This is a genomic window from Longilinea arvoryzae (assembly GCF_001050235.1).
Taxonomy (GTDB): Bacteria; Chloroflexota; Anaerolineae; order Anaerolineales; family Anaerolineaceae; genus Longilinea; species Longilinea arvoryzae.
In genome coordinates, this window is the sequence record NZ_DF967972.1 from 3,035,610 (window position 1) to 3,049,536 (window position 13,927).

Consider the following 13,927-nt stretch of genomic DNA (forward strand, 5'->3'; position numbering starts at 1 on the left):
CCCATGACGGATCCCATTCCTGAAGCCAATATCCACCCGCTACATCCCCAAAACGAAGACAAAGACAACCTTCGTCTTGGGGTATTTCAACCGTTGAGCAATGTACTCGCCATCGTCGGGACTGTCAGCCTGATCTACAACCTGGCAATCCTGATGCCCAAGGGAGATTGGCTTTCGGTTGCCGTCTACTCGATATTGTTCCTCAGCATGATCACGGCAACGTTTGGCAGCTTCTTCCCATATTCCTTACGGGTTACGCTGGTCGGCGGCGCGATTTTTCTGTTAGGCGCCTTTACCTTTATTCTCTATGGTCTCAACAAGAACGGCGTTGTTTTTCTGCTCGGTTTTGTATTCATTAACGCCGTTCTCCTGGATCGCCGGGCCGGGATCGTGTCCTTGATCGTCAATGCAGCATTGATCGTTTTCACCGGTTTCGGCTACCATCTGGGTTTCCTGGCTGGTTTTACCAATCCTCTGACGCTGGTTGGCAGTATTTCGCAATGGGTCAATACATTGATTTCCACCACATTGATGGGCGTGATGATGGTGGCCGCAGGCTCCACGATGGTCAACAACCTGGAGAAAACGTTAACCCACCAGAAAAAATTATCCGCGGACCTGGAATTGGAACGCAAGGGTTTGGAAAATACCATTTCCGAACGCACCCAGGATTTGAACCGTCGGGCCTCTCAATTACAGACCGCGTCTCACGTTGCACGGGATATTTCCTCCTTTGAAAATCTCGATGATCTGGTCACGGACACGATCGAATTGATCCGCGATCAATTCGGCTTTTATCATGTGGGCCTTTTCCTGGTGGATGAAGACCGAGAATTTGCCGTTTTGAAAGCCGCCACCGGCGAAGCCGGTCAGCACATGCTGGAAAGGAATCATCGCCTGAAAATCGGCCTGGAAGGGATCGTAGGCTACGCCATCGAAAAGAACGAACCGCGCATCGCATTGGATGTCGGCAAGGACGCGACCCATTTCAAGAACCCCGACCTTCCCAATACCCATTCCGAAATGGCGCTGCCATTGCGTTCGAGCGGCAAGGTCATCGGAGCATTGGATGTCCAGAGTGAAAAGGCAGCCGCCTTCGATACGGAAGACGTCAACATTCTGGATACCATCGCCGATCAATTGGCCATGGCAATCGAAAAGGTCAATCTGCTGACCCAGTTGAAAAACAGCCTGGCCGAAGTCGAAGCTTCCTTCCAACAATATACTCAAAAAGCCTGGCATTCCCATTTACGCAATGCCAAACGAAATTATGCCTTCCGATACCACCGCCAGCACATCGAGGTTGTCGATGACGGTTATGTCGAGGTGAAAGCCGCCCTTGAAGCCAACCAGCCCACAGTAACCGTCCAACGTAAGGCCGATAAAAGCGTTCAAACCCTGGTTGCGCTGCCCATCAAACTTCGCGGCGAGCCTCTGGGGGTCCTCAACCTGCGCTTCGATGCCGGTCATGTGCCTCAAGACACGATCGATCTACTGGAAAACACCGCCAACCGCCTGGCGCTTGCCCTTGAAAATGCGCGCTTGTTGGAGGAACTCCAACAAAGAGCTGAACGCGAGCGTCAGATCGGTTCCATCGTTTCAAAAGTCCGATCACGCGCCGATATCGACAGCATCCTCCGCACGACTGCCGAGGAGCTTGGCCGCTCATTGGGTGTGGCCGAGGTTCTTGTTCAATTGGAAGAACAATAAGGCCAATATCGAGTTCAGCCAGGAGCCGCAATGCCTTTCGTCAATTCCACTTCAAACTCATCCCAAAACAATTCCCAGACTCACCCAACTCTGGAAACGTATCGTGGTCAAATTCAAAACCAGATTCCAGTGGCAACGGGGATTTTTTCGGCTCTCGCAGCGTTTTATTTTCTTTTCCTGGCCATTCAAACTCAATCCTGGCAATCCGTAGCGGTGGCCGGCGTTTTTACAATCTCCTGGCTTTTCAGCGCTTTTGCCAGCACAGGCGTGATGTTCAAAGATCAGGAAACGCGGCGCACCGTTTCGAGCGCGGTTTTTCAATTCGCGATTTTCTCATTATCGACTCTTATTTCTGGCATGGCGGTTCCCGGAGCAGTGATCATTCTGCTCTATTCTTTGATTGTGTCCTGCAGTTCCGAAAATGAACACCGGAACGAATTCGGGATCAATATCGGCCTCGGTTTTGCCTCTCTGACAGCGATCATCGGCACCGTCGCGCCCCTGAAACAATTGGCTGCGCCCCAACTTTATACGGTCGTTCCAACCGTGCTGGGTATCCTGGTCATGATTTACCTGACCCTGGTGATGATGCAATTCGTCGTCGCCACGTTACGCTTGAAATTGGTCTCGAGCACCTTGAGTGTTGTGCTCCTGCCGTTGATCCTGCTGGCTTTTATCAGCAGCCAGTTCACACAGAATGCGCTGCAATCCCAAATTAACCAGTCCCTTAACCTGGCTGCCAAACAAACCGCAGACAAATTGGATGAATTTCTGGAGAGAACGGGAAGTACGGTCGCCTACCAGGCCAAACTTCCGGTATTTTCCAACTTCCTTCGCATGGCTCCCGAAGAACGCGATCGATCTCTGGTGATGGAACAGTTAGTCCTGACACTTAATTCTCTTCAACTGGATCACGCCGCATACGTTTCATCCATCGCGATCATCTCCTTGCAGGGCACCAATGTCTATGACACTTCTCCACTTAAAGTTGGCACGAGCGAATTAAGCGCGGATTATTTCAAAATCCCTTCGAACACCGGCCAGTCCTACATCTCTCCGGTTCTCTTTTCGCCAGAAACCGATGCGGGATATATCTACTTCAGCGCGCCCATCCGTAATCCGGAGCAGGAATTGGTCGGCGTCTTGCGGGTCAAGTACGACGCCCTTGTGCTTCAATCTATAATTGAGGAAGACAGCAGCCCGACGGGTTCCCGTTCCCACCCCATCCTGTTTGATGAGAACCAAAGTCGGATTGCAGATTCGATGACTCCGTCCCTGCTCTATAAGACGGTCACGGATTTAACCACAGATGAATATTCTTTATTGCGCAATGCCGACCGGTTGCCCAACCGGCCTCTATACAGGCTGAGCACCAACCTCGACGACCTTGCCAAGGCTCTCCGCCAATACCAAAAGAGCGCTTTCTTCACGTTGGAGATTCATCCATCTTCCAGCGAAGACCATGTAGAAATTGGCGCCATTCGAATTCTGAAAGACAAACCCTGGACTCTGATCTATGTGCAGGAGGAGGCAGGATTTACTAAGATCATCTCAGAACAAAACCGAATTTCCACTCTGGTCGCTGCCCTGATCGCCAGCGTTGTGAGTCTGTTTGGCGCGTTCATGGCGCGGAATTTCAGCAATCCTATTCAAAGCCTTACCGAGACTGCGACCAAAGTGACAGCCGGCGACATGACGGCCCGGGCGATTGTCAAGACCAACGACGAAATCGGCACGCTGGCCACAGCATTCAACTCGATGACGTCGCAATTGAGTACCCTGGTCAATGAACTGGAAGACCGGGTCAACAAGCGTACCCAGGAACTGGCAACTCAAAACCAGGCTCTGGTTTATCGAAGCCGCCAATTGCAGACCGTGGCAGATGTGGCGCGGGGTATCGCCGGCGCCCAGGAACTGGAAACACTACTCACTCAAATTACCACCCTCATCAGTGAACGGTTCAATTTCTATCATGTGGGTGTGTTCCTGGTGGATGAAAAAGGTGAATTCGCGGTCCTTCGCGCGGCCAATAGCGAAGGCGGGAAAAGAATGTTGGCCCGCCAGCATATGCTGCAGGTCGGTAAGGTTGGTATCGTCGGGTATGTGACCAGTAGCGGCGAGCCCCGTATCGCGACAGATGTCGGTGAAGATGCTGTATTCTTCAACAATCCCGACCTGCCCAAGACTCGATCCGAAATGGCGCTGCCATTGAGGGTTTCCGGACGTATCATCGGCGCTCTGGATGTGCAATCCACCGAATCAAGCGCCTTCTCCAATGAAGACGTGGCTCTATTCAACACGCTGTCCGACCAGGTGGCCATCGCCATTGAAAACAACCGCCTTTTCTCCGAGACTGCCAGGGCTCTGGAAGAAGCCCAGAACACCCACCGCCAATATCTGCGTCAGGAATGGAACCGTGAATTGACAGACCGCCAGCATCTGAGCTTTGTGTTCACCCCCCAGGGTGTCATCGAGCAGGATCGCATCGACGACGCCATGGAAATCATTCGCGGAAAAGATTTGCCGGTCACCCTTACCACTCAGGGTGAGGATCTCACCACGGCAGCGGTGCCCATCCAGATTCGCGGTGAAACGGTCGGTGTAATTCGAGCGCAGGATAACGGAAAGGCGCGCGAATGGACGGAAGAAGAACTTAATATGCTGAAGTCCGTTGCCGACCAGGTGGCAGTTGCGCTGGAAAACGCGAGACTGTTCGAACAGACCGTCCGGCGCGCGGAACGTGAAAAGAAAGCTTTGGAAATTACCAATAAGATCCGCTCGACCAACGATCCCAAGCAAATGCTGCAGATCGCGGTCGAAGAACTCCAAAACGCATTGAAAGCGTCGCGGGCTCAAATTATCCTCGAACCAACCGAAAAAGGTACAGAACCATCGAACGGCAACGGTTCAGGAAATCACAAAGATCATGGGAACGCCGGTTAACCGGCAGCAGGCGAGGGTAGAGATGGCCGTGATAATCTCAATCGCAAATGAAAAAGGCGGAGTCGCCAAGACGACCACAGCCTTATCGTTGGGTGCTGCGTTGGTCGAAACCGGTCTCAAGGTGCTGTTGATCGATCTGGATGCCCAGGCCAACCTCACCCTGGCGTTGGGCATCGAACCGGGCAAGGTCCAGCGTTCTGCCGGAAACATCCTGCTCGAATCCGCCCAACCCAGCCGGATCAGCCGCGAAACCGGCATTCCCGGACTCGACATCATCCCCGCCAACAACGAGATGACGTATACCGAACGCTATCTGCCAAGCCGGCCCGGATATGAAATGGTGCTGCGAAAAGCCCTGCAGGATCCCGAACTGGATTACGACTATATATTGATCGATTGTCCCCCATTTCTTGGCGCGGTGACATTGGATGCGCTGACCGCTTCCAATTTGCTGATCATGCCCACCCAGGCTGAGTTCTTCTCCGTCTATGCGCTTCGGAATATGATGACCCTCATCCGGCGAGTCCGTGCTCAAACCAACCCACACCTGACTTACCGTTTGTTGATTACCCTGTTCGATCGGCGAAATCGCGTTCATCGCACGCTTGCAGAACAGCTTCACACCACCTTCTCCGGCGGCCTTCTGGAAACGGTCATCGAGACCGATACGAAATTGCGCGAAAGTCCAATCGCAGGGCTGCCGATCATCTATCATTCTCCAAAAACTCGATCTGCCATTCAATACCGGGCGCTGGCACAGGAGATCATCGAATATGTCAAAGAAACATCTGCAGAGCCGGCTTAATAACCTCTTCGCAGACCTGGAAATTGCCGGCGTCGAAGCGTCGGTCAATCGTCCCGTCCTTGCGCCAACCTGGTCCTGGGAATGCAATGCCCAGGGAGAATATATCCAGGTCGGTCCAGAGATGTCTGCTTACCTAGAGATCCCCACCTCGCAGTTTATCGGACAATCCATCTTCACGTTTGCAGTCGCGCCGCAATCGACTCCCAAACTGAAAGCTGCTTTTTCTCAGGAATATTTTCCAACCGAAGTACAGGTTTACCTTGTTTCCGCTGAAGCCGCCATGGTTCCGGTGCGAATTTCCATCTTCCGGCGTCCGCCGAACAATGGGAACAAGCCGGGTTTCTATGGCTATGCGCAAATCGTGACCGATGATCTGCCCTTCCTCAATCCAACCCCGTCCGAATCTCCGGCTGCGAACATCCAACCTCCCAAACCAGCCCCGAAACCCAACGGCCATAAACCGGATAAATCTCAGCGCCATACCAGCCTGGACATCGAGAAGATCATTCCCGATTCTCTCCCGTCCGGTCAGATGCAGAAGAGCGCCTCCGATGAGGTGAACCACCCCGCGCGTGAAAAACCGCAGTCCAGAATGGAACCGGCCCATGATCTTCAGCCGGCGGTGATCTCCATCCCCGTTTCTTTGCGCGAACAGGGTTCAGCCGTCCTGGAAATCGTTTCCGAAGATTACCGGCGCAAGTGGTCGGAAGATGATCGCCTGCTGGTCGAGGAAGTCGCCTCGCAATTGGAAATGGCTCTCGAAAATGCTGAACTCTATGCCGCAGTTCAACAGGAATTGAGCGAAAGAGTCCGCGCAGAGCAGGAGATCAGCCGCCGCAATCAGGATCTTTCCGCGCTAAACCAGATTGGCCAGCAGTTGAATAAACTGGCTTCACATAAAGAAATTTATGATGAAATCGTTCCTATGCTGGGCCAGATTTTCGAATTCGATCGCCTGCTCATTGCCGAATACGATTCGAAGGTCGATGAGATTCGTTATCCGACTCTGCTTGAACCCAAAGGCGAAATCTCGGGCAGCACGGATGAACTGGCGAAAGACCTGGCGGGCTGGATCGCGCACTCGAACCAGAGCCTGCTGACCGAAAAAGACGTCGAAGCGGCCCTAAAATCCAGATCCATCAAAATTCCCGCCGTCGCGCCGCTCTCCATCCTCGCCGCACCGGTGAATACGGGTGATGAAGTCATCGGCGCCATCGTCCTGGAAGATTACCGGCAGGCCGCCGGGTACAACGGTTCTCATCTCGACATGCTGTCGACGGTGGCATCCCAATTTGCCGGCGCTTTGGAAAACGCCAGCCTGTTCCAGGAAATCCGCACGGCGCTCGAAGCCCTTGAAAACCGCGAACGCTACCAGGCGAACGTGACCCGATCGGTCGCCACACTGACCGAATTGGGCACCAAGGCACTGGGTGAGGTTTTGAATGCGCTTTCAGATGCGACCCTGGCCGATCGAATTTTCTTTGCCCAGAGTAAAGGTAGCGATCAAAAACCATATTGGGTCCCGGTCTCGGAATGGATGAATGAAAACGCTTCTCTCAAATTGGGGAAGCTAAAAATGCAGCAAGTACACGTCGCTCAATTTCCCAATTGGAGCGCCGCATTAAAGGCCAACGGCTGGATATCCGCGACAGCCAGTCAGGCGGAAGAGCCCGAAAAACAGTACTTCCAGTCGCAGGGCATCCAATCGACTTTATTGCTCGCAGTGGGTGGAAAAACCTCCATCCCCAGTTTTATCGCCTTCGATGACCTTGAGAAGGAACGTTCGTGGAAGCCTGAAGAAATCAATGTCCTGCGCGTGGCTGCTGAAGCGTTGGCAAACACCCTGATCCGCGAAGACCTGCTCGACCAGTTGCAATCCTCCCTGGATGAATCTGAAGGCTTGTATAACGCCAGCCACCGCCTGGCGCTGGCCAACGACCAGCAGGAAATGGTCGCGGCCATCACGCTGGGCATCCGCGTGTCGGCCATCAATCGCGCAGTCATGATCCTTTTCGAACACGACCCGCTTGGCAACCTTCTGCACCTGCAAGTTGCCGCCAACTGGTATAGCGGTCTGGGCACTCCTCCATCCGCGGTCGGCGCTGAATTCGTTCGAACGGTTTACGAACGCGCTTTCGTAACCCCGACCCCCGTTTTCATCGATGACACCTCTGAAAGTAACCTGGAATCCTCCACCCGGGACGCGTTCCTGCGTCAAAACGTCCATTCGCTTGCCATCCTACCGCTATGGGCCGGAAAACAACAAATGGGCGTGCTCCTCCTGCAATCCGAAGAAAAGCATCATTTTACCCCGCGCGAAATTCGTTCCTACCCGCCGTTGGTCGACCAGATGGCGACTTCGATCGAAAACATGCGCTTGTTCCAGCAAACCCAACTCGCACTGCAGGAAACAGAGCAGTTGTACCGGATTTCCAATGGCATTGCCCAGGCGCGTAACGCTGACGATCTGGTCAACCTGGTCGTCGAAAACCTGCTGCCTCACATGGCCGACCGCGCGGCGATCATCGGAATCAACCGCAATCCCGAGGGAGAATTCGTAGAATTCGAATTCATTGCCAATCAAACGCGCTCCGGTGAAGGATTATGGCCGGTTTCGCGCGAACCGGCCAGCGCTTTCCCTTCCTTTGCCCAGATCAGCAGTGATCTGGTTGTGATCAAGAATCTGCGCGATTCGGGATTTGATCCGGTTTCGCTGGCCATGATGGAGAAATTTAACATCCAATCCGGTGTTTTTGCGCCCTTGCGTTCTTCCGGAAAGGCCATCGGCCTGTTGGTCATCTCGGCCAACCGCCCCATGGACGTCAGCCAGGATGAACTCCGCGCCATTCAGGTTGCGGCAAACAGCATCTCGGTGGCTCTCGAACGCCAGCGCTTGCTCGGCGAAGCTCAGCGGCGCGCATTGGAATTGCAAGCGGCTGCCGAGATCGCCCGTGATACGGCCAGCACACTCTCGCAGGGTGTGTTGCTCAACCGTATCGTCAATCTGGTTCGCGAACGGTTCGATTATTATCATGCCGCCATTTTCATGCTCGACGAAGATCGCCATTACGCCGTGATTTCCGAAGCGACCGGCGACGCCGGCGCGGATATGAAAAAACGCGAGCACAAACTGGCAGTCGGGTCGCGTACCGTCGTCGGTACGGTCACCATGACCGGTCTGCCGTTGATCGTCAACAATGTCCTCCAGAGCGAACTGTATATTGCCAACCCCTTGCTGCCGGATACGCAGGCAGAAATGGCGCTGCCTTTGAAGATCGGCGACCGGGTTATTGGCGCGCTGGATATTCAATCCGACAAGGTATCGGCATTTTCACCCGCAGAACAATCCGTGTTCTTGATTCTGGCCGATCAAATTGCAATTGCCATCGAAAACGCGCGCGCGTATGAAGTTTCGCAAAAGGCCTATGAGGACATCAAAGAGGTCGATCGGGTCAAGAGCCAGTTCCTGGCAAACATGAGCCACGAACTGCGCACCCCGCTCAATTCCATCATCGGCTTCTCGCGCGTCATTCTCAAGGGAATCGACGGATCGATCAACGAGACTCAAAATCAGGACCTTTCGGCCATTTACAATTCCGGCCAACACCTGCTGCATCTGATCAATGATATCCTCGACCTTTCCAAGATCGAAGCCGGCAAGATGGAACTCCAGTTTACGGAAGTGAATCTGGCCGACATGGTCAACAGTGTGATGTCGACAGCCATCGGCCTGGTCAAAGAGAAGCCCATCAAGCTGCATCACCAGGTCGATCCGGAACTGCCCGAAGTGCGCTGCGATTCGACCCGTGTACGCCAGGTGCTGATCAACTTTATTTCGAACGCTGCCAAGTTTACAGAAAAAGGCGCCATCACGGTCGATGTCCGTCCCGGCACCGATCCAAAGGGCAGGCCCGAAGTTCTCTTCACTGTCACGGATACCGGCCCGGGTATCTCGGAAAAGGATCAGTTCAAATTGTTCCAGCGCTTCTCCCAGGTGGATGATTCGCCGACCCGCAAGACCGGCGGTACCGGGCTGGGTCTTTCCATCAGCCGCTCGCTGGTCGATATGCACGGTGGACGCATCGGCCTGCTTCACAGCGAAGTCGGCGTCGGATCCACCTTCTTCTTCACTTTACCGCTTCCTCAGCCGGTTGCGCCTCTGACCGAAGAGACGCCGGCCGAGAGCCAGATGCCGGAAGATGTGGTTCTGGCGATCGACGACGATGCCCAGGTGATCAGTCTTTATGAACGGTTCTTGAAAAATCAGGGGTATAAGGTCATTCCGCTGACCGAACCTCGCAAGGCAGTTCAGACCGTCAAAGAAGTTCGTCCATTCGCCATCACATTGGATGTGATGATGCCCGAAAAAGATGGCTGGCAAGTCATCGCAGAATTAAAGAGCGACCCTGAAACCCGGAATATTCCGGTAATTATCTGCAGCATTTTGGAAGAGGAAGAACGCGGATTCAGCCTGGGCGCGTCCGAATACCTGGTCAAACCGTTCTTGCAGGAAGATCTCATCAACGCCATCAGCCGCCTGAATCGCGACCAAAAGATTCACGAAATCCTGATCATCGATGATGACGCCGACGACCGCCGCCTGCTACAGAAGCTCATCGAAGATAACGAGAACATTCACGTCATCCTTGCGGAGGGCGGAAAATCCGGTCTGGAATTGATCAACGCTAAAGCGCCGGATGCCATTTTGCTGGATCTTTTCATGCCGGACCTGGACGGATTCACCGTCCTCGAGCAATTGCGCACCAACCCCAAATGGGACAGCATACCGGTCATCATTCTCACCGGCGCGGACCTGACGGCTGAGCAGCACAAACAATTGAATGAATTTGGCAAAGATCTGCTTTCCAAGAGCTCTCTGAAGAAAAACGATCTGTTGACACTCCTCGAAGAAGCCCTTCGCAGGCTTCACCTACCGAAAGAATAACTTTTTTCGAAGATCGAAACGCATAGCCTATGTCCACTCAAATTATCGCTGAATGCCAGGATTGTGGTTTTCAAGCTCCTTATTCACTTCTTTCTCCCGTTTGTCCCAATTGCGGGTCTGAATGGCGGGAGGCGCATTATGATTACGCGGCCCTCGGTCAGCGTTTACCAGGGCTGCTTTCCGGCCGCCCGTTCAATCTCTGGCGCTACCATGAACTGCTCCCGATTCAGTCCCCCAGTCCGGAGATTTCGCTGGGTGAAGGTGGAACCCCCTTGTTTCGCGCCACCAATCTCGGCCTGATGCTGGGAAATTCGAACATCTATATCAAAGATGAACGCCAGGGGCCGACCCACTCCTTCAAAGACCGTCAGGCAGCCGTCACCATCGCGGCCCTGAAGGAAGCCGGCGTAAACGAAATGGTGTTGGCTTCCACCGGCAATGTCGCCATTGCCTATTCGGCCTTTGCCGCCCGGGCCGGCATTCGATTGTGGGTATTCTTGACCAGCCTGGTTCCGGCAGTAAAAATGCGGGAGACGGCTCTTTACGGTACCCAGGTGGTCAAGGTCACCGGATCTTATGACCAGGCCAAGCAAACGGCGGCGCTGTTTGCCAAACGCCGCGGCCTGTTTCTCGATACCGGAGCGCGCAGTATCCCGTGCATCGAATCGATGAAAACGATCGCCTTCGAAACCTCCGAACAGCTCACCGGTATGCTGGGAGCGCCGTCGCAGTCCTCCGCATTGTCTGGCCCAGTTTGGCAGGCGCCGGATTGGTATATTCAATCCATCAGCGGCGGGATGGGCCCGCTGGGTGTCTTGAAAGGCTACGATGAGCTCATGAAAATGGGATTGATCGATCACTTCCCCAAATTCGGGCTTGTTCAAGTCGAAGGCTGCGCGCCGATGGTTCATGCCTGGAAACAGGGCAAGGATGTTGCCCAACCGGTAGCCGCGCCGCGCACCCTCATTCACACCCTCGCCACCGGCGATCCGGGCCGCACCTATACCATGCTGCGCAAGAAGATCCTGGAGAAATCCGACGGTTTCCTCGAAATGGTTTCCGATGAAGAAGCCTACCGCGCCATGCATTTCCTCGCCAAAATGGAAGGCCTATCTGTCGAACCCGCTGCTGCGGTCGCTTTTGCCGGCGTGATCAAGATGGTGCGCGCCGGGATCATCAAGCCCAACGAAAGCGTGGTGATCAATTGCACGGGACATACCATGCCCGTTGAACGCAATATTCTCGGCGAGGGTTGGTCGAAGGATCTCACCAGCCTGGGCGGTGACGAGATGGAAGAGAGCAAGGAAGAAGGCTTGCTGGCCGCGTTGAGCAAAGTCGGCATCGACCGCTTCCCCAGAATCGCCATCGTTGACGATAATCCGCAGGTGCGCCAGTTGATCCGCCGCATCCTGCAGTCACAGGGAAATTACACCCTCTTCGAAGCCACCAACGGCCTCGAGGCCATCGACTTGGCCAAAAAAGAGCATCCCAACCTGATCATCCTGGATTTGATGATGCCGGAAATGGATGGATTTGCCGTCATGGACGCCTTGCAGGCCGATTCGGAAACGGCTGACATCCCCATTATCGTGGTCACAGCCAAGGAATTGACGCCGGCAGAAAAAGAACGCCTGCGCGGCCATATTCAAACCCTGATGCAGAAAGGCGATTTTCTGAGCGACGATCTTCTGGATGAAGTCAGGGCCCTGTTGAGATAGACCCATCCCAGAACGTTTATCGGTACGGGGAAAAAAACAACCCATTTGATGGTTTACCCATAGATAGGCGCGCGAGATGAAGATTACTCAGCGGATAAAAGGCATACAGGCAGCATTGGCTTCCGCATTGTTGCTTGGAATCGTGCCCGTCTTTGGGAAACAGGCCATTCTGTTCGGGTTTACACCGCTGGCAGTCGTCGCCCTGCGCACAAGCATCGCCGTCACCCTGCTTTTTATCATTACGTTGATCCACCGGAGGCAATTCTTCTATATTTTCCCGGTCGGGTTGTACGGGTGCATCATCGCAGGGCTGATCAACGGATTGGGTTCCATTCTGTATTACACCGCCCTCAGCCGCATTAGCGCCGGAATCGGCCAGTTGCTCTACTCTTTCTATCCCCTTTTCGTTGCCCTGTGGCTGCTGCTCGACCGTCAAACCCTGAACCGGATGACCATTTTTCGCCTTGGTCTATCCATCCCGGGCGTTATCCTGTTGCTTTCGACCGGGACCCATAAAATCGACCTGCTCGGGGCAGTCTTGATGATTGGTTCAGCCGTCTTGTATGCATTACACCTGATCATCAATCAGCGCGTGTTGTACGAAGTACCCGCTCCAACCGTCACTTTCTATACTTTACTTTCCATGGCGCTGACGGTCGACCTCGCCTTTGTACTTTTCAAGCCGGATTTTCCCGCGCTTCAGACACCCTGGTGGCCGATCATCGGAATGGGCATCCTCACCTTTATCTCCCGGCTGACGCTTTTCTACGGCGTCAAGAATCTTGGCGGCCTGCAGACGGCGCTGCTCGGCTTGGGAGAATTACTGGTGACCGTTGCGCTCTCCTGGCTGTGGTTGGGAGAACAAATGAGTCCCTGGCAGTGGGCAGGCACACTGATGTTATGCGCGAGCCTGCTGCTGGTCGGTTTCGACCACTACCCGCCAGAAAAACGCCGCTCGACCGGATGGTTGGCATGGCTCAATCCGCCGGGTATCACGGGCAGCGAGTTTCCCGGACATCCTCTTCCGTAAGCGGTCAGACTTTCGTTACCGGGGCCTCGAAAACATAGCCGGCTCCGCGCACGTTACGAATCCAATCCTGGGCGCCGGGGATGGGGATCAGTTTTGACCGCAAACGTGAGAAGACCGGCCGTAATATCCTTGCCGCCTCGAGTTGGTCTGATCGGAAGCCGTGGCTGAAAGAAACCAGGTCGGAAGGATTGAGCACGATGCCGGGCGAATCCAGGAATGCATGCATCAGTTTTGCTTCCGTCGGCGTCAGATGGATGTACAGAGTACTCCAGCTCACAACGCGCCGGTCGCAATCGATGACGACGCCGTTATCGATCTGGTAGATTGCCCGGCGAGTCGTTTCAGTCAAAGAAGGCTTTGCCTCGGACATCCGGCTTTCGAGAAGCGTGCGGCTTTCCAGGGCCTGCGCGATGCTGGTAAGCACCTGCTCTTTGGAAATCGGCTTTACTAAATAATCATGAACGTGGAACCGAAGCGCTTGAATGGCGGTTTCCATCGATCCATAGGCGGTCAACACAATTACTTTCAGGTCCGGCGAGGCTGCAATCGGATCCGCCAGAACGTCCAACCCGGACATGCCGGGCATGTTCAGATCCAGCAGCATCACATCGAAATGCTCGGCATTCAATGCGGCGATTGCTTCCTCCCCACTCCCCACTGTGACGACATCATATTTCCCAACCTGAACAATCCGCTGTAAAGTCAAGCGGGCAATTTGCTCATCATCCACAACGAGGACACGGATATTTTCAGCCATGGCAATATTTCCCTATGCG

Annotated in this window: 7 protein-coding genes; 6 read left to right on the top strand and 1 reads right to left on the bottom strand. The window is 54.1% G+C overall.

Annotation, left to right across the window (positions count from 1 at the left end; all coding sequences use genetic code 11):
• Positions 1 to 3: 3 nt before the first annotated feature.
• The 6 genes from LARV_RS13495 to LARV_RS13520 all read left to right on the top strand — a co-directional run bounded on the left by LARV_RS13495 (position 4) and on the right by LARV_RS13520 (position 13,151).
• Positions 4 to 1,710 carry a GAF domain-containing protein gene (locus LARV_RS13495; protein ID WP_075074127.1) on the top strand — a complete coding sequence of 569 codons (1,707 nt, stop codon included), beginning with the start codon at positions 4 to 6 and terminating at the stop codon, positions 1,708 to 1,710.
• Positions 1,711 to 1,740: 30 nt separating this feature from the next.
• Entirely contained in the window at positions 1,741 to 4,653 is a 2,913-nt protein-coding gene (locus LARV_RS13500) for a GAF domain-containing protein (protein WP_075074128.1), read from the top strand.
• 28 nt (positions 4,654 to 4,681) lie between these two features.
• Positions 4,682 to 5,458: a ParA family protein gene (locus LARV_RS13505; RefSeq protein WP_172797875.1), complete on the top strand. Its 777-nt coding sequence runs from the start codon at positions 4,682 to 4,684 to the stop codon at positions 5,456 to 5,458.
• Positions 5,427 to 10,403, top strand: a complete 4,977-nt coding sequence (locus LARV_RS13510; RefSeq protein WP_075074130.1) for a GAF domain-containing protein — start codon at positions 5,427 to 5,429, stop codon at positions 10,401 to 10,403. The genes LARV_RS13505 and LARV_RS13510 overlap by 32 nt, the downstream gene beginning before the upstream one ends.
• A 29-nt stretch (positions 10,404 to 10,432) precedes the next feature.
• The gene (locus LARV_RS13515; RefSeq protein WP_075074131.1) at positions 10,433 to 12,121 is read left to right on the top strand and encodes a pyridoxal-phosphate dependent enzyme; all 1,689 of its coding nucleotides are present in this window, start codon (positions 10,433 to 10,435) and stop codon (positions 12,119 to 12,121) included.
• Positions 12,122 to 12,197: 76 nt separating this feature from the next.
• A complete protein-coding gene (locus tag LARV_RS13520) occupies positions 12,198 to 13,151 on the top strand; it encodes a DMT family transporter (protein WP_075074132.1) in 954 nt (317 codons plus the stop codon).
• A 4-nt stretch (positions 13,152 to 13,155) separates the two neighbouring features.
• Here LARV_RS13520 and LARV_RS13525 read toward each other — a convergent pair whose 3' ends face one another.
• On the bottom strand, positions 13,156 to 13,908 hold the full coding sequence (locus LARV_RS13525; RefSeq protein WP_075074133.1) for a response regulator transcription factor: 753 nt from the start codon (positions 13,906 to 13,908) through the stop codon (positions 13,156 to 13,158).
• Positions 13,909 to 13,927: the final 19 nt, after the last annotated feature.

Bases quoted from the DNA above. Each gene is read 5' to 3' on its own strand.
- LARV_RS13495 (WP_075074127.1), top strand. From the start codon at position 4: ATGACGGATCCCATTCCTGAAGCCAATATCCACCCGCTACATCCCCAA.
- LARV_RS13500 (WP_075074128.1), top strand. From the start codon at position 1,741: ATGCCTTTCGTCAATTCCACTTCAAACTCATCCCAAAACAATTCCCAG.
- LARV_RS13525 (WP_075074133.1), bottom strand. From the start codon at position 13,908: ATGGCTGAAAATATCCGTGTCCTCGTTGTGGATGATGAGCAAATTGCC.
- LARV_RS13520 (WP_075074132.1), top strand. From the start codon at position 12,198: ATGAAGATTACTCAGCGGATAAAAGGCATACAGGCAGCATTGGCTTCC.
- LARV_RS13510 (WP_075074130.1), top strand. From the start codon at position 5,427: ATGTCAAAGAAACATCTGCAGAGCCGGCTTAATAACCTCTTCGCAGAC.
- LARV_RS13515 (WP_075074131.1), top strand. From the start codon at position 10,433: ATGTCCACTCAAATTATCGCTGAATGCCAGGATTGTGGTTTTCAAGCT.